14 protein-coding genes are annotated in these 18,200 nt (G+C 69.7%); 9 read left to right on the plus strand and 5 right to left on the minus strand.

Features of this window, described 5'->3' with window-relative positions:
* The 6 genes from VGF12_RS20950 to thyA all read left to right on the plus strand — a co-directional run.
* Nucleotides 1-1,767: penicillin acylase family protein (locus tag VGF12_RS20950; RefSeq protein ID WP_331177989.1), on the plus strand; the 1,767-nt coding region annotated here is incomplete at its 5' end.
* A gap of 700 nt (nucleotides 1,768-2,467) precedes the next feature.
* Nucleotides 2,468-3,682, plus strand: coding sequence for an efflux RND transporter periplasmic adaptor subunit (locus VGF12_RS20955; protein WP_331177990.1), 1,215 nt, complete (start codon nucleotides 2,468-2,470; stop codon nucleotides 3,680-3,682).
* Between the two features lie 15 nt (nucleotides 3,683-3,697).
* Nucleotides 3,698-6,841 (plus strand): efflux RND transporter permease subunit, encoded by a 3,144-nt coding sequence (locus VGF12_RS20960; RefSeq protein WP_331177991.1) that lies wholly within the window; start codon nucleotides 3,698-3,700, stop codon nucleotides 6,839-6,841.
* 1 nt (nucleotide 6,842) lies between these two features.
* Nucleotides 6,843-8,255 carry an efflux transporter outer membrane subunit gene (locus VGF12_RS20965; RefSeq protein ID WP_331177992.1) on the plus strand — a complete coding sequence of 471 codons (1,413 nt, stop codon included), beginning with the start codon at nucleotides 6,843-6,845 and terminating at the stop codon, nucleotides 8,253-8,255.
* 17 nt (nucleotides 8,256-8,272) lie between these two features.
* Entirely contained in the window at nucleotides 8,273-8,875 is a 603-nt protein-coding gene (locus VGF12_RS20970; protein WP_331177993.1) for a TetR/AcrR family transcriptional regulator, read from the plus strand.
* Nucleotides 8,876-8,991: 116 nt separating this feature from the next.
* The gene (thyA, locus tag VGF12_RS20975; protein ID WP_331177994.1) at nucleotides 8,992-9,888 is read left to right on the plus strand and encodes a thymidylate synthase; all 897 of its coding nucleotides are present in this window, start codon (nucleotides 8,992-8,994) and stop codon (nucleotides 9,886-9,888) included.
* A gap of 33 nt (nucleotides 9,889-9,921) precedes the next feature.
* On the opposite strand, the gene VGF12_RS20980 is transcribed toward thyA, so the two are convergent.
* The 3 genes from VGF12_RS20980 to VGF12_RS20990 form a co-directional block, all read right to left on the minus strand.
* On the minus strand, nucleotides 9,922-10,596 hold the full coding sequence (locus tag VGF12_RS20980; protein ID WP_331177995.1) for an ABC transporter ATP-binding protein: 675 nt from the start codon (nucleotides 10,594-10,596) through the stop codon (nucleotides 9,922-9,924).
* Nucleotides 10,593-12,173 (minus strand): iron ABC transporter permease, encoded by a 1,581-nt coding sequence (locus VGF12_RS20985; RefSeq protein WP_331178033.1) that lies wholly within the window; start codon nucleotides 12,171-12,173, stop codon nucleotides 10,593-10,595. Before VGF12_RS20985 ends, VGF12_RS20980 begins: the two co-directional genes overlap by 4 nt.
* Before the next feature lie 77 nt (nucleotides 12,174-12,250).
* Nucleotides 12,251-13,297 carry an extracellular solute-binding protein gene (locus VGF12_RS20990; protein WP_331177996.1) on the minus strand — a complete coding sequence of 349 codons (1,047 nt, stop codon included), beginning with the start codon at nucleotides 13,295-13,297 and terminating at the stop codon, nucleotides 12,251-12,253.
* A 231-nt stretch (nucleotides 13,298-13,528) separates the two neighbouring features.
* Between VGF12_RS20990 and VGF12_RS20995 the strand changes: the two genes are divergently transcribed.
* Nucleotides 13,529-14,029: a dihydrofolate reductase gene (locus tag VGF12_RS20995; protein WP_331177997.1), complete on the plus strand. Its 501-nt coding sequence runs from the start codon at nucleotides 13,529-13,531 to the stop codon at nucleotides 14,027-14,029.
* Here VGF12_RS20995 and VGF12_RS21000 read toward each other — a convergent pair.
* Nucleotides 14,017-16,110 (minus strand): TonB-dependent siderophore receptor, encoded by a 2,094-nt coding sequence (locus VGF12_RS21000; RefSeq protein ID WP_331177998.1) that lies wholly within the window; start codon nucleotides 16,108-16,110, stop codon nucleotides 14,017-14,019. The two genes, VGF12_RS20995 and VGF12_RS21000, sit on opposite strands and share 13 nt — an antisense overlap.
* Before the next feature lie 132 nt (nucleotides 16,111-16,242).
* On the opposite strand from VGF12_RS21000, the gene VGF12_RS21005 reads away from it, so the two are divergent.
* Entirely contained in the window at nucleotides 16,243-16,419 is a 177-nt protein-coding gene (locus tag VGF12_RS21005) for a hypothetical protein (RefSeq protein WP_331177999.1), read from the plus strand.
* Nucleotides 16,416-17,567, plus strand: a complete 1,152-nt coding sequence (locus tag VGF12_RS21010; protein WP_331178000.1) for a PepSY domain-containing protein — start codon at nucleotides 16,416-16,418, stop codon at nucleotides 17,565-17,567. Before VGF12_RS21005 ends, VGF12_RS21010 begins: the two co-directional genes overlap by 4 nt.
* Nucleotides 17,568-17,669: 102 nt before the next feature.
* On the opposite strand, the gene VGF12_RS21015 is transcribed toward VGF12_RS21010, so the two are convergent.
* A complete protein-coding gene (locus VGF12_RS21015) occupies nucleotides 17,670-18,101 on the minus strand; it encodes a ModE family transcriptional regulator (RefSeq protein WP_331178001.1) in 432 nt (143 codons plus the stop codon).
* Between the last annotated feature and the right edge of the window lie 99 nt (nucleotides 18,102-18,200).

Here is an 18,200-nt window from a genome sequence, read left to right on the forward strand (position 1 = left end):
GCCGCCATCGACCCGGCAGAACTGCCTGACTTCAACGTCGAGCACTTCGGCAGCAACGCCGTCGGCTTGGGCGGCGACCTCACGGGCGGCGCCAGTGCGCTGCTGGGCAACCCGCACTTCCCCTGGCAGGGCATCGAGCGCTTCTACGCCGTGCACCTCACGATCCCCGGTCGCTACGACGCGATGGGCGCTTCCATCTTCGGATTCCCCCTCGTCAACATCGGCTTCAACCGCCATGTCGCGTGGAGCCACACCGTCTCCACCGCGCGCCGTTTCGTGCTGCGCGAGCTTGCCATCGCGCCTGGCAACCCGACGGCCTACGTGGTGGACGGTGCCGTCGTTGCGATGACGCCCGAAACCGTCAAGGTCGACGTGCGCCAGGCCGACGGCAGCGTGGCCAAGACGAGCTTCACCTTCTGGATGACACGCTACGGCCCGGTGGTGGCGCCGGCCGCGGTGGCGGCCTGGACGCCCACCCGTGCCTTTGCGCTCACCGACGTCAACCTGGAAAACGCGCGCGTCTTCCGCCAGTACCGCGAAATGGGCACGGCCCGCAACCTCGACGAGTTCTCCGCTGTGTTACGCCGGCATGTCGGGCTGCCGTGGGTCAACACGGTCGCGGCCGACAGTGCGGGCAATGTGTTCTACGCTGACATCGGCTCGATGCCCAACGCCTCGGCGGCGCGGCTTGCGGCCTGCGTTGCCAGCCCCATCTCGGCGGCGCTGAACAGCCAGCGGCTGTACAGCTTGGACGGCTCCAGGTCGGCCTGTGACCTGGGGACCGACGCTGACGCCCCCGAGGCGGGAATTTTCGGCGCGGGCAGCATGCCCGGGCTGATGCGCCGCGACTACGTGCAGAACTCCAACGACAGCTACTGGTTGGCCAACGCCGCGCAGCCGCTGGTGGGGTTCTCGCCCATCATCGGCACCGACGAGAACACGCCACAGGCGTTCCGCACCCGGCTGGGCATCACGCAGATCGAACAGCGCAAAGCCGGCACCGACCAATTGCCGGGATCCGGTTTCAACCGCCAGTGGCTGCAGGACGTCCTCTATCGCAATCGCCACTACAGCGCCGAGATCATGCTCGACGGGGTGCTGCAACTCTGCGGCTCGCAGTCGAACACCGTGAACGTCGGCGTCCAACCGGTGAACGTGGCGCCAGCCTGTGCCGTGCTGGCCGGCTGGGACCGGCGCAACAACACCGGCAGCGTGGGCGCGCACGTGTGGACCGAGCTGTGGCGACGCCTCGCCAGCGTGGACGGCATCTACGCCATGCCCTTCAACCCGGCTGATCCGGTCAACACGCCGCGCGGCCTGAACACCGGCAATGCCGCTGTCGTGGCCCGCGTCATGAGCGAGCTGGGGGCGACGGTACAGTTCTTTGCCGTCAACGGCATTCCGCTCGACCGCCCTTGGGGCCAGGTGCAGTTCGAGACGCGCAACGGTAAACGTCTCCCCATCCACGGCGGCTCGGGTGTCTCGGGCGTCTACAACGCCATCAGCCCGGCGAGCATCGTGCCTGGCGTGGGCTACGCGCAGATCGGCGCGGGATCGAGCTACATCCAGTCGGTGACCTTCACCCCAAGGGGTCCCGAAGCGCGCGCGGTGCTGACCTACTCGCAGTCCAGCGATCCGGCCAGCCCGCATTACGCAGACATGACAAGGCTGTTCTCCAACTACGGCTGGGTGAATCTTCCCTTCACCGAGGGCGACATTCGTCGGGATCCTCACCTGAAGGTCATCACGCTGCGCGCCAAGCGCTGAGTACTGGCGCTCGTTCAACAGCAACAGGCAAGCTCGCGCGGCAGTCTGTCGGCACCGTCGTCACCATCGTGATGGTGGTGTGACGGTGGCGTGAGCCCCTGGCCGCATGGCCGACCGGCAGGTCGACCATCTCGCTGGCACGGCAGCACGTCCCTTCAGCCACCGCCAGGTCCGTCGGGTGCTTGAGCTTCCAGGCCAAGCTGCCGTTCGCTGGCCTCTCGCAGACCTTTCGCGGCCCATTGCGGCCCATTGCGGCCCATTGCGGCAAGATTCCCGAGCGCGCCCCGGCGAGTCATTGTCCAGAGCAGTAACGCCCAGAGGCGGCCCCTTCGACAAGGCAAAAGCGCGGGTTCGCGCATGCCCGACACGCCGAGGTGATCGGGCCAGGCCCCCGCGTTGCCTTGGCCCCCGGCGCCCGGCAGCCGGTTTCAGGGAGGGCCGACGGCGGGCGCCCGCTCGTCTGAACGGTGCCGGTTTCAGGGATTCCGGGGACCCGGACAGCCACGATGTCAGGCCGCCCCGACCGCCCCGCCTGTCCTCCAATGACCCCACGTTGCTGAATGGTCATTCATTCTTTTCTTGTCAATTGACGTCTTGCGAATAGAATGAATGTTCATTCAGACAATGCAACCGACTGAGACTCGCGCGGCGCCCCTGGGGAGCGCGTGGTGTCCGGCCCTTCCAAGAACGAGTCCTGCCCATGCCCAAATTCCCCACCCGCCCCTCGCTCGGCATGCCGGCGTTCACGCTGCTGACCCTGGCGGTCGCCGTCATCGCCGCCTTCTCCCTCAGCGCCTGTGGACAGGCCGAATCCCAGGGCGCAAAGCCCGGCGCCGCCCCGCCGGCCGCCAAGGTGGGTGTCGTGACCTTGCAGTCGCAGCGCGTGGAACTCAGTGCCGAGCTGGCCGGTCGCACGGTGGCCTACCAGACCGCGGAGGTGCGTCCGCAGGTGAACGGCATCGTCAAGACGCGGGCCTTCACCGAGGGCAGCGACGTGAAGGCCGGCCAGTTGCTCTACCAGATCGACCCCGCCAGCTACCAGGCGGCGCTGGACAGCGCCCGCGCCGCTCTGGCCAAGGCCGAGGCCAATGCGACGTCGGCCAAGCTCAAGGCCGGCCGCTACGACGAGCTGGCCGGCATCGACGCCGTCAGCAAGCAGTTGCGCGACGACGCGCAGGCAGCGCTGAAGCAGGCCCAGGCCGACGTTGCCGCCGCCACCGCCGCCGTGCGCACCGCCCAGATCGACCTGGACCGCACTCGCGTCAGCGCCCCGATCGCCGGACGCATCGGCCGCTCGGCGGTCACGCCGGGCGCACTGGTCACGGCCAACCAGGCCGGCGCCATGGCCACGCTGCAGCAGCTGGACCCCATCTACGTGGACGTCACGCAGACCAGCGCCGAGCTGCTGCGCCTGCAGCGCGATCTCGCCGAAGGCCGGCTGCAGCGCGACGCCGCCGGCCAGGCGCGCGTGAAGCTGCTGCTGGAAGACGGCAGCACCTATGCGATCGAAGGCAAGCTGCAGTTCTCCGAGCTGCAGGTGGACCCGGCCAGCGGCAGCGTGACGCTGCGCGCCCAGTTCCCCAACCCCAAGCGCCAGCTGCTCCCCGGCATGTATGTGCGCGCGCAGGTGCAAAGCGGCGTGCAGGCCCAGGCCATCCTGGCACCGCAGACGGCCGTGCAGCGTGACCCGAAGGGTCAAGCGACGGCCATGGTGGTCGGCAAGGACGGCAAGGCCGAGGCCCGCCAGCTGCAGACCGGCGCAGTCGTCAACGGCCAGTGGCTCGTGACCTCGGGCCTGGCGGCAGGCGACCAGCTCATCGTCGACGGCCTGCAGCGCCTGCGCCCCGGAGCGCCGGTTCAGGCCGCGGCCGCGCCGGCCGCCGGCATCGCGGCATCGGCTGCGCTGGCCCGCTGATCGGAGGTCGCTGCCATGTCCCGTTTCTTCATCGACCGGCCCATCTTTGCGTGGGTGCTGGCCATCGTCATCATGCTGGCCGGCGCGCTGTCCATCCGCACGCTGCCGGTCTCCCAATACCCGAGCATCGCGCCGCCGCAGATCTCCATCAACGCGAGCTACCCCGGCGCGTCCGCCAAGACGCTGGAGGACACCGTCACCCAGGTCATCGAGCAAAAGCTCAAGGGCATCGACGGCATGACCTACATGTCGTCCACCTCGGACTCGCAGGGCAACGCCAGCATCACGCTGACCTTCACCGCGAACACCGACCCCGACACGGCCCAGGTGCAGGTCCAGAACAAGCTGCAGTCGGCCACGCCGCTGCTGCCGCAGGAAGTGCAGCGCCAGGGCGTGCAGGTGGTCAAGTCCACCAGCAACTTCCTGATGGTGGTGGGTTTCGTGTCCGAGGACGGCAAGCTGGCGCAGGTGGACCTGTCCGACTACGTCTCCGCCAACGTGCTGGATCCGCTGAGCCGCGTGGAAGGCGTGGGCGAGGCCCAGCTGTTCGGGGCGCAGTACGCCATGCGCATCTGGCTCAATCCCAACCAGCTGACGCAGCACGGCCTCACGCCGGCCGACGTGTCCGGCGCCATTCAGGCCCAGAACGCGCAGGTGTCCGCCGGACAACTGGGCGCGGCCCCGGCCAACGTGGGCCAGCAGCTCAACGCCACCGTGACGGCGCAGAGCCGGTTGCAGACGCCTGAGCAGTTCCGCAACATCGTGCTGAAGACGGCCGCCGACGGCGCCACCGTGCACCTGCGTGACGTGGCCCGCGTGGAGCTTGGCGCGGAGAGCTATGCCACCGTGGCCCGCTACAACGGCAAGCCCGCCGCGGGCCTGGCCGTCAAGCTGGCCACCGGCGCCAACGCGCTGTCCACGGCCAAGGCCGTCGAGGCCGAGATCCAGCGCCTGCAGCAGTTCATGCCCCAGGGCATGAAGGCCGTCATCGCCTACGACAGCACGCCGTTCGTCGAGGTCTCCATTCACGAAGTGGTGAAGACGCTGATCGAGGCCGTGGTGCTCGTGTTCCTCGTGATGTATCTGTTCCTGCAGAACTTCCGCGCCACGCTGATCCCGACGATCGCGGTGCCGGTGGTGCTGCTGGGCACGTTCGGCGTCATGGCCGCGGCGGGCTTCTCCATCAACACGCTGACCATGTTCGGCCTGGTGCTGGCCATCGGCCTGCTCGTGGACGACGCCATCGTCGTCGTCGAGAACGTCGAGCGCGTGATGACCGAGGAGGGTCTGTCGCCCCTGGAGGCCACGCGCAAGTCCATGACCCAGATCACCGGCGCGCTGGTGGGCATCGCCCTCGTCCTGTCGGCCGTGTTCGTGCCTATGGCCTTCTTCGGGGGCTCCACGGGCGTCATCTACCGCCAGTTCTCCATCACCATCGTGTCGGCCATGGTGCTGTCGGTGTTCGTCGCACTGGTGCTGACGCCGGCGCTGTGCGCCACGCTGCTCAAGCCCGGCCACGGCCCGGCCACGCGCGGCTTCTTCGGCGCCTTCAACCGCCGCTTCGACGCCACCGCCCAGGGCTACCAGGGCATCGTGGCGGGCATGATCCGCCGCTGGGGCCGCCAGTTCATCGTCTACGGCCTCATCGTCGCGGGCATGGCGGTGCTCTTCATGCGCCTGCCCACGTCCTTCCTGCCCGACGAAGACCAGGGCATCCTGTTCACGCAGGTGCAACTGCCGTCCGGCGCCACGCAGGGCCGCACGCTGGAGGTGCTCCAGCGCGTGGAGGAACATTTCCACACCCAGGAGAAGGACAACGTCGAGTCGGTGTTCTCCGTCATCGGCTTCAGCTTCGCCGGCCGCGGCGAGAACATGGCCATGGGCTTCGTGAAGCTCAAGGACTGGAGCGAGCGCAAGGGCAAGGGCCAGAGCGTGCAGGCCGTGGCCGGCCGCGCGATGGGCACCTTCATGCAGTACCGCGACGCGTCGGCCTTCGCCTTCGCGCCGCCCGCGGTGCCGGGCCTGGGCACGTCCAGCGGCTTCGACGTCTACCTGCAGGACCAGTCCGGCGTGGGCCGCGATGCCCTCGTGGCCGCGCGCAACCAGTTCCTGGGCGCGGCCAGCCAGGACGCGCGCCTGTCCGCCGTGCGTCCCAACGGCCTGGAGGACGCCGCCGAGCTGCGTCTGGACGTGGACACGGCCAAGGCAGGTGCCCTGGGCGTGTCGGTAGCCGACATCAACAGCCTGCTGTCCACCGCCTGGGGCGGTGCCTATGTCAACGACTTCATCGACCGCGGCCGCGTGAAGAAGGTCTACATGCAGTCCGACGCGGCCTACCGCATGCAACCCGACGACCTGAACAGCTGGCGCGTGCGCAACGCCGCCGGCCAGATGGTGCCCTTCTCGGCCTTCGGCACGGCGCACTGGCAGCAGGGTCCGGCACGCCTGGAGCGCTACAACGGCCTCCCCGCCGTGGAAGTGCTGGGCGGCGCCGCGCCCGGCAAGAGCTCGGGCGTGGCCATGAAGGCCGTGGAAGAGATCGCCGCGCAGCTGCCCACCGGCGTGGGCCTGAGCTGGACGGGCATGTCCTACCAGGAGCGCCTGACCGGCGACCAGGCGCCCATGCTGTACGCGCTGTCGCTGCTGGTGGTGTTCCTGTGCCTGGCCGCGCTCTATGAGAGCTGGAGCATCCCGTTCTCCGTGATGCTGGTGGTGCCGCTGGGCGTCATCGGCGCACTGCTGGCGGCCACGCTGCGCGGCCTGTCCAACGACGTGTACTTCCAGGTGGGCCTGCTCACCACCATCGGCCTGTCGGCCAAGAACGCGATCCTGATCGTGGAGTTCGCCAAGGAGCAGATGGAGCATGGCAAGGACGCCGTCAGCGCCACGCTGGAGGCCGTGCGCCTGCGGCTGCGGCCCATCCTGATGACGTCGCTGGCCTTCGCGCTGGGCGTGCTGCCACTGGCCATCGCCACCGGCGCCGGCTCCGGCAGCCAGAACGCCATCGGCACCGGCGTGCTGGGCGGCATGCTGTCCGCCACCGTGCTGGGCATCTTCTTCGTGCCCGTCTTCTTCGTCGCTGTGCGGCGCTGGTTCCCGGCACGCACCGCGACGCCGCCCGCCCCCGCCGCCACGACCCAAGCCCTGGAGGGCCATTGAGATGAGCCGCAAGTTCTTCCTTCCCACGCTGCTGGCCGCAAGCCTCGCGCTGGCGGGCTGTGGCAGCCTCGCCCCGACCTACCAGCGCCCTGACGCGCCGGTGGCGGCCCAGTGGCCCGTGCCGCAGGCGACGGCCGACACCCAGGCCGCCGACATCGGCTGGCACGAGTTCTTCACCGACCCCCGGCTGCAGCAGCTCATCGAGCAGGCGCTGGCCAGCAACCGCGACCTGCGCGTCGCCGTGCTGAACGTGCAGCGGGCCCAGGCGCAGTACGGCGTGCAGCAGGCGGACCGGCTGCCCACGGTCAATGCAGGCCTGGGCCAGACCGCGACGCGCGCGCCCGGCGGCACCATCACCCGCCAGTACACCGGCACGCTGGGCATCAGCGCCTACGAGCTGGACCTGTTCGGCCGCGTGAAGAGCCTCGGCGACGCGGCGCTGGCGCAGTACCTCGGCACCGAGGATGCCCGCCGCAGCACGCAGATCAGCCTGGTCGCGGCCGTGGCCGGCGGCTGGCTGACGCTGGCGGCCGACCAGGAGCGCCTGCACCTGGCCGAGCAGACGCTGCTGTCGCGCCAGGACGGCCTGCGCCTCACGCAGCGCCTGCAGGGCGCCGGCGTGGCCTCCACGCTGGACCTGCGCCAGGCCGAGATCGCGGCCGAGACCGCCCAGTCCGACCTCGCTGCGCTGACCCGCCAGGTCGCCCAGGACCGCCATGCACTGGAGCTGCTGGTGGGCCAGCCGCTGCAAGCGGGCCAATGGCCCGTGAGCGGCACGGACGCTCCCGTCACCCAGACCACCGAGCTGTCGGCCGGCCTGCCATCCGACGTGCTGCTGGCACGGCCGGACGTGCAGCAGGCCGAGCGCAGCTTGCAGGCCGCCAATGCCAACATCGGCGCAGCCCGCGCGGCCTTCTTCCCGCGCATCAGCCTCACGGCCAGCGCCGGCAGCGCGAGCCCCGCCCTGGACGACCTGTTCCGCGCCGGCACCGGCATGTGGAGCTTCGTGCCGCAGCTGACGCTGCCCCTCTTCGATGCCGGGCGCAACCGGGCCAACCTGAAGATCGCCGAGGTGGACCGCGACATCGCGGTGGCGCAGTACGAGAAGAGCATCCAGTCCGCCTTCCGTGAAGTCGCCGACGCGCTGGCCGAGCGTGCCACGCTGGACCAGCAGATCGCGTCGCAGCAGCGGCTCGTCGCGCAGACACAGGATGCACTGCGCCTGGCCGAGGCCCGCTTCCGCCAAGGGCTGGACGACCGCCTCGCCACCCTGGACGCGCAGCGCTCGCTGTACGGCGCCCAGCAGGGCCTCATCGCGGCCCGGCTGGCCCAGCAGGTCAACCGGGTGACGCTGTACAAGGCCCTGGGTGGGGGCCAGGGCGACCGCCCAGGCGACAGACAATCCGCGTCCTGACCGACTTCGCCGCCGCCATGACCGCCTCCCCGTCCGACCGCACCCTCGCCCGCCGCCAGCAGGTGCTGGAGGCCGCCGCCGAGTGCTTCCGCAGGCGCGGCTTCCACGCCGCTAGCATGGCCGAGATCGCCAAGACGGCGGGCATGAGCCCGGGCCACATCTACAACCTGTTCGAGAACAAGGACGACGTCATCGCGGCCATCGTCGAGCGGGACTGCGAGGAGGTGCTGGACCGCATCGCCGAGTTCAAGCAAGAAGGCGACCTGCTGCAGAAGATGCTGGCCGCCACGGAGCAGGCCATCGACGAGCACAGCCACGTGGCCAAGTCCGCGCTGCAGCTGGAAGTGCTGGCCGAGGCCAGCCGCAACCCCAAGCTCGCCGCCGTGGTGCACCGCAGCGAAGCCCTGGTGACCCAGAAGGCGCAGGAGCTGATCCGGCTCAGCCTGGGCGCGCGTGCGGATGCGCTGCCGCCCGACGAAATCCAGGGCCGCGCGCTGATGCTCGGGGCCCTCTTCAACGGACTGACGGTCCTCAGCGTGCGCCGGCCGGACATGGCGGCGCTGTCGACGCAGATGGCGCCCGTCATGCGCCGGATCCTCAACGTCATCCTGGCGGACTGAACCCCACGCGGGCGACGGCGCGCGCGCCGGGCCGGCATGCCGCCCTGGTCCGGGCGGCACCCGCCCCCCCGCCAGCGATAATTCCGCCCGCTCCCCCTCACAAGAAGGCCTTTGGCATGCGGCTGCCGGAACACCAGTACCTCGACCTCCTCGCCCACATCCTCGAGAACGGCGACAAGCGGGTGGACCGGACCGGCGTGGGCACGCTGTCGGTCTTCGGCGCGATGTGCCGCTTCCCGCTCGGCGGCGGTCAGGTCCCCATCCTCACTACCAAGCGCGTGTACTGGAAGACGGCGGTCAAGGAGATGCTGTGGTTCCTCACCGGCGGCACCAACATCCGGCCGCTGCTGCAGGAGAACGTGCGCATCTGGACGGACTGGCCGCTGGCCAAGTTCCGTCAGGCGACGGGCGAGTCCCTCACGCAGGACGCCTTCGAGCAGCGCATCATCGAAGACGCCGCGTTTGCCGCCCGCTGGGGCGAGCTGGGCCCGGTGTATGGCAAGCAGTGGCGCCGCTGGCTGGGGGCAGACGGCCGCGAGCACGACCAGATCGCCGGCGTCCTCGACGCGCTCAAGAACAACCCGGCCAGCCGCCGGATCCTCTTCCATGCCTGGAACGTGCCGGACATCCCCGACATGGCGCTGCCGCCGTGCCACATGGTCTACCAGTTCCACACGACCAGCGATGGCCGCTTGAACTGCATGATGTTCCAGCGCAGCTGCGACATCCTCCTCGGCGCCCCCTTCAACTTCACCGGTGCCGTGGCGTTGCAGCTGATGCTGGCCCAGCAGGCCGGCCTGGAACCTGGCGAGTTCATCTGGGCGGGCGGCGACGTGCACCTGTACCTGAACCACGTGGAGCAGGCGCGGGAGCAGCTGAGCCGCACGCCCCGCCCTGCCCCCACGATGCGCCTGACGAGCAAGGCCGAGAGCATCGACGGCTACACCATCGATGACTTCGAGGTGATGGGCTACGACCCGCACCCCCCCATCAAGGCGGACGTGGCGGTCTGAGGTCCGCGCCGGTTCGCACGGCGCCCGCCGGCCTCAGGTGCTGCGGTGTTCCAGCCTGCCGTTGCGGACCGTGCTGACCTGATCGGCGAGCACCGCCGCCTCGGCCTCGTTGTGCGTCACCAGCAGCGCCGTCTGGCCGGCCGCGCGCAGGATGTCGCGCACCTCCACGATCAGGCGCTCGCGCGTCTGGGCGTCCAGGTTGGAGAAGGGCTCGTCCAGCAGCAGCAGCGCCGGCCGCGGCGCCAGCGCGCGGACCAACGCGATGCGCTGCTGCTGGCCGCCGGAAAGCTCATGGGGATAGCGGCGACCGGCACCTTCCAGGCCCACCAGCGCCAGCAGTTCCTGCACGCGGGCGTCGCGCTCGGCGCGGGGCCACGTCCTCAGCCCGAAGCCGACGTTCTGCGCGGCCGTCAGGTGCGGGAACAGCGCGTACTCCTGGAACATCAGGCCCACGCTGCGCCGCTCCGGCGGAACGCTGACCTGGGCCGAGGCCACGACGCGGTCGCCGAGCAGGATGCGGCCCGCCCGCACCGGCTCGAAGCCGGCGATGGCGCGCAGCAGCGTGGACTTGCCGCCGCCCGACGGCCCCAGCAGGCAGCCGATGCGCCCCGCCTCCAGCGTCAGGGACGCGTCGTCCACGACGGTGTGGAACTCATGCCTCAGGTCGTAGCCCAGCCTGACGCCTTCCAGGCGCAGTGCAACGCTCATGCGACCTCCTTCTTGGTTTCGGCGCGCGAGGTGCGCGCCAGCAGGGCCACCGGCACGAAGCCCGCTACGACGATGGCCAGCGCCGCGATGGCGCCTTCTTCATAGGTTCCGCGCGCCGCCTCGCCGTAGAGCAAGGTGGACAGCGTGTCGAAGTTCGCCGGCCGCAGCAGCAGCGTCGCCGGCAGCTCCTTCATCGCGTCGACGAACACCAGCAGCGCGCCGGTCAGCACAGCCGGCTTCAGCAGCGGCAGGTGCACCCGGCGCAGCGTGCCGGAAGCGCTCTCGCCGAGTACCCGGGCGCTTTGCTCGATGGCCGGCGGGATGCGGGAGAGCCCGGCCTGGATGCTGCCGATCGGCATCACGAGAAAGCGGATGCCGCAGGCCACGACCAGCACGATGCCCGCGGACATCAGCGGCAACGACTTCAGCCCCAGCAGGTCGGCCAGCGCGTTGTCCGCCGCCAGGGCCGGCGTCAGCAGCCCGATGGCCAGCACGGTGCCTGGCACGGCGTAGCCCAGCGACGCCAGGCGCGCCTGCCATTGGTCGCCGTTGTGGCGCGTGCCCTGGTTGCGCGCGGCCCAGGCCACGACGAGCCCGGCGACCACCGTGAAGAGCGTGACGCCCGCCGCCAGCGTCACGGTGTTGAGCAGGCTGGCGAGCAGGTGCTCCGAGACGCCGCTGCCCAACTGCAGGCGCTTGACGGTCTCCCAGGCCAGATAGAGGGCGGGCGCGACAAAGCCGATCAGCACCGGCAGCGCCGCCGCACACGTGGCCGACCAGGCGGCAGCGCCGGCCAGCCGCCGGGGCCGCAGCGCATGCATGCGCTGCGCGGAGCCGAAGCGCTGGTGCCGCCTGCCCTGCTGCTCCAGCAGCACCAGCGTGACGACCATGATCAGCGCCACGCAGGCGATCTGCGCGGCGCCGCCCAGGTCCGAGCGCGTGATCCACGTGGTGTAGATCGCCACCGTGAGCGTGTGGACGCCCAGGAACTCGGAAGCGCCGATGTCGTTGAGCGTCTCCAGCAGCGCCAGGCACAGTCCCACGGCGATGGCGGGCCGGGCCAGCGGCAGCGCCACACGCCGGAAGGCGCCCAGGCGGCTCTCGCCCAGCGCCCGCGCCGCCTCGAGCAGGTGCAGCGGCTGCGTCATGAACATGGCCCGCGCCGTCAGGTACACATAGGGATAGAGCACGAAGCCGAGGACGAAGACCGCGCCGCCCATCGACCGCAGGTCCGGAAGCCGGAACTCGCGCGGGCTGTCGTAGCCCAGCGCCCAGCGCAGGGCCCCCTGCACGGGGCCGATGGGGTGCAGCAGGTCGAGGTAGGCGAAGGCCACGATGTAGGTGGGCATCGCCAGCGGCAGCAGCAGCGCCCAGTCCAGCACCCGGCGGCCGGGAAAGTCGCAGGCGCTGACCAGCCACGCCGTGCCGGTGCCGACCACCAGCACCACCGCGCCGACGCCCGCCAGCAGCACGACGGTGTTCATCGCCGCCTGCGGCAGCACATAGGCGGACAGGAAGGCCCAGTGGCTGCGGTCGGCCTCGGCCGCCAGCCAGAAGAGGCTGAGGATGGGCGCCATCGCGCCGAGCGCGATGACGATGGCGGCCGCGCGCCACAGCGGCCCGACAGACCGCACGGACTTCACGCGAGCCCCGGTCAGCGGTCGAAGCCGACCTTGTCGATCAGCGCGCTGGCCTGCTTGCGGTGCTTGGCGATCTCGGTGATGGGCAGGCGGTCGGCCTTCAGCTCGCCGATGCTGGCCGCAATGATCGGGTCCAGCGTCACGCCGGCACGCACGGGATATTCGTAGTTGGCCTGGGCGTAGAGCGCCTGGGCCGACTCCGAGGCCAGGAACTCCAGCAGCTTCACCGCGTTGGCGCGCTGCGGCGCGTTGCGCGCGACGACGGCGCCGCTGATGTTGACGTGGGTGCCGCCGTTCTTCGCCGAGGCGAAGGTCGGCTTGAGCACCTTGATGGCATCACCCCACTTGCGGGCATCGCTGCCTTCCTTGGCGCTCTTCATCTGACCCACGTAGTAGGAGTTGGCCAGGCCGATCTCGCAGATGCCGCCCATGATGTCGCGCGCGACGTCCCGGTCACCGCCCGTGGCCTTGCGCGCCAGGTTGGCCTTGACGCCCTGCAGCCACTGCTCCGTCCGGGCTTCGCCAGCGTGGGCGATCATGGCCGCGACCAGCGCGGTGTTGTAGGGGTGCTGGCCGGCGCGGATGCAGACCTTGCCTTTCCACTTCGGGTCGGCCAGGTCTTCGTAGCGGATGCTGTCCAGCTTCAGGCCCTTGTCGGCATACAGCACACGGGCGCGCTGCGACAGGGCGAACCACTGGCCGTCAGCGCCGCGGAGGTTGGCCGGCACGGCCTGCTCCAGCGCCGCGGACTTGACCGGCTGGGCCAGTCCGGCGTCCACCAGGTCCAGCAGGTTGCCGACGTCGACGGTCATCAGCACGTCGGCCGGCGAACGGGCGCCCTCGGCCTTGACCCGCTCCAGCAGGCCGTCCTTGACGAAGACGGTGTTGACCTTGACGTTGGCGCGCGCGCTGAAGGCGGCCAACAGGGGCTGGATCAGGCCCGGCTCACGCGTCGTGTAGACCGTCACCTCCCCGTCGGCATGCGCCGGGGCCGCGCTCACCCAGAGGGCAACGATGCTGGCAGCGAGGGCGGTGAAGCGGGCACGGGGGCGAAAGGTCATCGATCTCTCCTGGGGCAGTGACGCGGGCAAGCCAGCAAATGAGAATCATTATCATCGCAAACCCGCACTGCCGGCGCCGCCGCGCGCTGCGCGGCCGCCATAATCTGATGCGACCCTGGGGGTGCTGCCGGCCCGCGTCCAGGCCCGAACGGTGCGTCCCACGGCAGCCTCCGGTCACGACATGTCAGAGAACCCCCTCCTTCCGCCCCTGGGCTCCGCCCCCGCCCGACCATGAGCCGGGTCACGCTGGTCGCCGCCATCGCCAGGGACGGCGCCATAGGGCGCGACAACGCGCTGCTCTGGCACCTCCCCGAGGACATGGCGCGCTTCAAGGCGCTGACCTTGGGGAAGCCAGTCGTCATGGGCCGCAAGACCTGGGACTCGCTGCCCCCGCGGTTCCGCCCGCTGCCCGGGCGGCGCAATCTCGTCGTCAGCCGCAGTGCCACGGGACTGCCAGGCGCCGAGGTGTTCGACAGCCTGGACGCGGCACTCGCCGCCTGCGCGGCCGAGCCCGAGGTGTGCGTCATCGGCGGCAGCGAGATCTACGCGCTGGCCCTGCCCCGAGCCAGCAAGCTGGCGCTGACGGAGGTGGACGCCGCCTTTCCCGACGCCGACCGCCACTTCCCCGACTGGCCGCGGCAGCACTTCACGGAGGCCGCGCGCGAAGCCCACACCAGCGCGAACGGCCTGGGCTTCGCATTCGTCGACTACGTGCGCACTCAGAGCCGGTAGTTCAGCGAGAGCGCGACGTTGCGCGGCGCCGTGTAGATGGCGCCATAGGCCAGGCCGCCGATGGCCTTCTTGTCGAACAGGTTGTTGACGTTGAGCCGCAGCGTCGTGCGCTCGTTCAGCGCGTACGCGGCGAAGGCATCCGCCTTGAAATAGGCGTCCTGCCGGGCGCTGCCGACCTTGTACACGTCGGACTGCCAGCGACCGGCCAGGCCCAGGCGCAGGGCCGACAGCCCGGGCATGGGGCCATCGACCCGGAAGTTGAGCGTGCGTCGCGGCACCCATTCGAAGGTGTCCTGGCCGTCCAGGCCCGACAGCCGCAACTGCGTGTAGCCGACGGTCAACTTGGCGTCCTTGCCGAGCCGGCCCGTGGCTTCCACCTCGAAGCCCCTGGATTTCACGTCCTTGGGCACGTAGTAGTACTGGCCGCTGCCCGTGATGCCGGCAAAGGTGGACAGCCCCTTTTGTTCGCCGTCGAAGACCGCAACCGTCGTGAGCAGCGACTTGCCCAGCCATTCCGCCTTCAGGCCCGCTTCCGCATTGCGGCCCTGGGTCGGCGCCAGCACGTCGCCCTTGACGTCGCTCTGTTCCTGCGCCTGGAAGATGTCCGAATAGGACACGTAGCCCAGCAGGTCCGGCGTGATGTCATACGTGAAGCCCAGATAGGGGCTGACCTTCTCGGTCTTCGGATCCACCAACTGGCCGCTGCTGCCGTAGCGCGAGCCGCCGCCGCGGACCAGGCGCACCGCGTTGATGCCGCCGATGGCCTTCAGCGAATCGCTCAGCGCGATGCGCGTGGCCAGGTACAGCCGGGTCAGGGTCTGCTCCCCGGCGCTGGCGAAGGTGCGCTCCCCCCAGGTCGGCTCCGGCGAGCTGTTGCCGTCGTACGGGAAGGCGGGCAGCGGCATGAAGGCATTGCTCAGGGCCGGGAAGCTGTCCGCCGTGTTCCGGGCACTGGAGCGGCTCGCGCCGAGCAGCAGGCTGTGCTTGCGGCCGAAGGCCGAGAACTGGCCTGACAGGTTGGCATCGACCACCGAGCTGTCGGTGCTGCCCAGGCTGCGGTAGGGCCAGCCGGACAGGCCGGTGTTGTCGGGGTTGAGCGGTTTCGGGGGCGTCGAGAAGTCGGTGTAGGCGTAGAACAGTTTCGTCGCCTCGTTGCCGTGGCGGACGTCGTAGGTGAGCTTGGCCTCCCAGTCCTGGGCCAGGCGGTGGGTGTACTCGACGAAGGCGTTGTAGGACATCGTGTTCCAGTAGGTCCAGCGCTGCGAGGTGGACGAGCCCACCGGGAAGTCCGCCTGCGTGCCGTCCGTGCGCACCAGCGTCAGCGATCCCCACATGGGCGAGTCCTGCCGGGCGTCGACCACCGTGACGCCCGCCGTCAGCACGCCGTTGCTGCCGATCTGGCCGTCCACCACGCCGTAGACGGTGGTGCGCTTGTCATGCAGGTCGCGCAGGTAGGAGTCCTTGTCCTCGCGGGCCACGACCAGACGACCCGCCCAGGCGCCGTCGGCGGTCAGGACCTGGTTGTAGTCCAGCGCCACGCGCTTGAGGCCGTGGGACCCGAGGGTGAGGTTGACCTCGCCGCCGTCCTCATTGGTGGGGCGCTTGCGCACGTAGTTGATCGTGCCCGACGCGTTGCCCACGCCGGTCAGCAACCCGTTGGCGCCGCGGATGAGTTCGATCTTCTCGAACAGGTAGGTGTCCTCGCGGCCGACGACGGTGCCCCACGAGTTGGTCATGCCCAGGCCGTCGAGCTGCGTCAGCTGGATCTCGAAGCCGCGGGCGTTGAAGGTGGCGCGGTTGGTTTCGTACTGCTCAACGTTGATGCCCGTGGCCAGGCCCAGCGCCTCGTTGCTGCCGGTCAGGCCGAAGTGGGTCATGTCCTCCTTGTCGAGCGTGCTGATGGTCTGCGGCGTGTCCTTGAGCTGCATGGGCAGGCCGGTGGCGCCCTTGGACAGGCGGTTGGCCCGCTTGCCGGTCACGACGACGGCCTCGATTTGCTCGGTCGGCACCTGGGCGTGGGCCGTGCCCAGCATCGCCCCGATGGCGACGGCGCAGGTGCTCAGGGCGAATGTGTTCTTCATGGATGAACCTGACAAAAAAAGGGGGAATGGCCCGCACTATAAATACAAATGCGAATGATTCGCATGTAGATTCCAATAAGATGACGGAGATCGGCCCCGCCCGTGGCGCGACGTCGACACCCAGGAGATCCCATGTCTGTTCACTTCCGCCGCGTCTGGGCCTGGCCCGTCGCGCTGGCCCTCCTCTCGGCCTCCGGGCTCGTCAGCGCCCTCGTCTCCGACGACTGGGGCGACGCCTGGGCCTGGTTTGCCCTCGGCCTGCCACTGCTCGTCATGGCCCGGCACAGCTTTGCGGGGCGCAAGGCATGAGCGCGCGGTCGCTGCGCGTCTGGGCCTGGCTGCATAAATGGAGCAGCCTGGTCTGCACCCTTTTCATGCTGCTGCTGTGCCTGACCGGCCTGCCGCTGATCTTTGCGCACGAGATCGCCCACCTGACCGGCAAGGCGGTGGAGCTGCCCGAGCCGCAGGCACGGGCCGGTCAGGCCCCACTGGACGCGGTGGTCGCCGCCGGCCGCGCCCGCCATCCCGACCGCGTCGTCCAGTACGCCTCACCCGACGAGGAGGACGCGCGGCTGTGGTACGTGACGCTGACGCCCCGCCTTGACGTGACGGACGACTACCGCTCGGTCGCCATCGACGGCCGCAATGCGCAGGTGCTGGCCGAACCCCGCTACGACGAGGGTTTCATGTACTGGATGGCGCGGCTGCACATCGACCTCTTCGCCGGCCTGCCCGGCAAGCTCTTTCTCGGGCTGATGGGCCTGCTGCTGGTCATCGCCATCGTCTCGGGCGTGGTGCTCTACGCCCCCTTCATGCGCAAGCTCGACTTCGGCGCCGTGCGCCAGGCCAGCGGCCCGCGCACCCGCTGGCTGGATCTGCATAACCTGCTCGGCATCGTCACGCTGGTGTGGGCGCTGGTGGTGGGCGCCACCGGTGTCATCAACACCTGGGCCGACCTGCTCGTCAAGTACTGGCAGTACGACCAGCTCAGCGCCCTGCTCTCCCCCTATCAGGGCCAGCCCATCGTCCCCGAGGCCGAGCGCGCGCCGCTGCAGCGCAGCCTGGAGGCGGCGCAGGCCCACCAGCCGGACAAGCGTCTGCTCTTCATCGCCTTCCCCGGCACGGCCTTCTCGAGCCCTCACCACACGACGTTCTTCATGCAGGGCAACACACCGCTGACAGCCAAGCTGCTCAAGCCGGTGTTGGTGGACGCACGCAGCGCGGAGGTGACTGCCGCGCCCGACCTGCCCTGGTACCTGACAGCCTTGCTGCTGTCGCAGCCGCTGCACTTCGGCGACTACGGCGGGCTGCCGATGAAAATCATCTGGGCCCTGCTCGACGTGGTGACCGTCATCGTCCTCGGCAGCGGTCTCTATCTGTGGCTGAAAAAACGCCGCCAGGGTGGCGCCGCGACGCGGGCCGCCGGCGCGGCGGCCGCGGGGCGCGGCAGCCGTTGACGGGCGATCGTTCCAGCACCTTGAGGCACCCGGCGCCGCGGCGCCGGTCGTGAGCTCGAGCCTGAGCCTGAGCCTGAGCCTGAGCCTGAGCCTGAAGGATCGTCAGGCAGACACCAGCGCCGTGAGGCGCCTGATGTCTTCCTCGCAGGCCGACATCGCCCGCTCTTCGATGCGGCGGTAGAGCACGATGAGCTGCCGGCCCACGTCCGTCAGTTCCGTGCCACCGCCATGGACGCCGCCCGCCGCAGCTGTCACTGCGGGCTCCTTGAGCGAGCGGTTGAGCTCGTCGACCAGCAGCCAAGCCCGGCGATAGGACATTCCCAGCGCCTTCGCCGCCGCGGAGATGGAGCGGTGCGCCTCCACGGCCTCCAGCAACGCCACCTTGCCCGGCCCGACGGCGATGGCCTCGCCCACCGTCACCCGCATGCGGAGCCTGAATTGCGGCCGGTCGGCGGACGTGCGCGACGCGGACTTCTCCGCCACCGATGAACGCGGGGCGGGCGCTGGCGCGGAGGTCTTGACAGCGGAAGGCATGGACGTCGGTGGGGCTCAACGCGCCCATTTAACCATCGCGGTCAGTCGTCCCGTGGCGTTTCCTTGATCTGACTGGGTAGGCAATCGATATATTCGTCC

The sequence above is a fragment of the Roseateles sp. genome (genome assembly GCF_036404855.1).
Classification (GTDB): Bacteria; Pseudomonadota; Gammaproteobacteria; order Burkholderiales; family Burkholderiaceae_C; genus Pelomonas.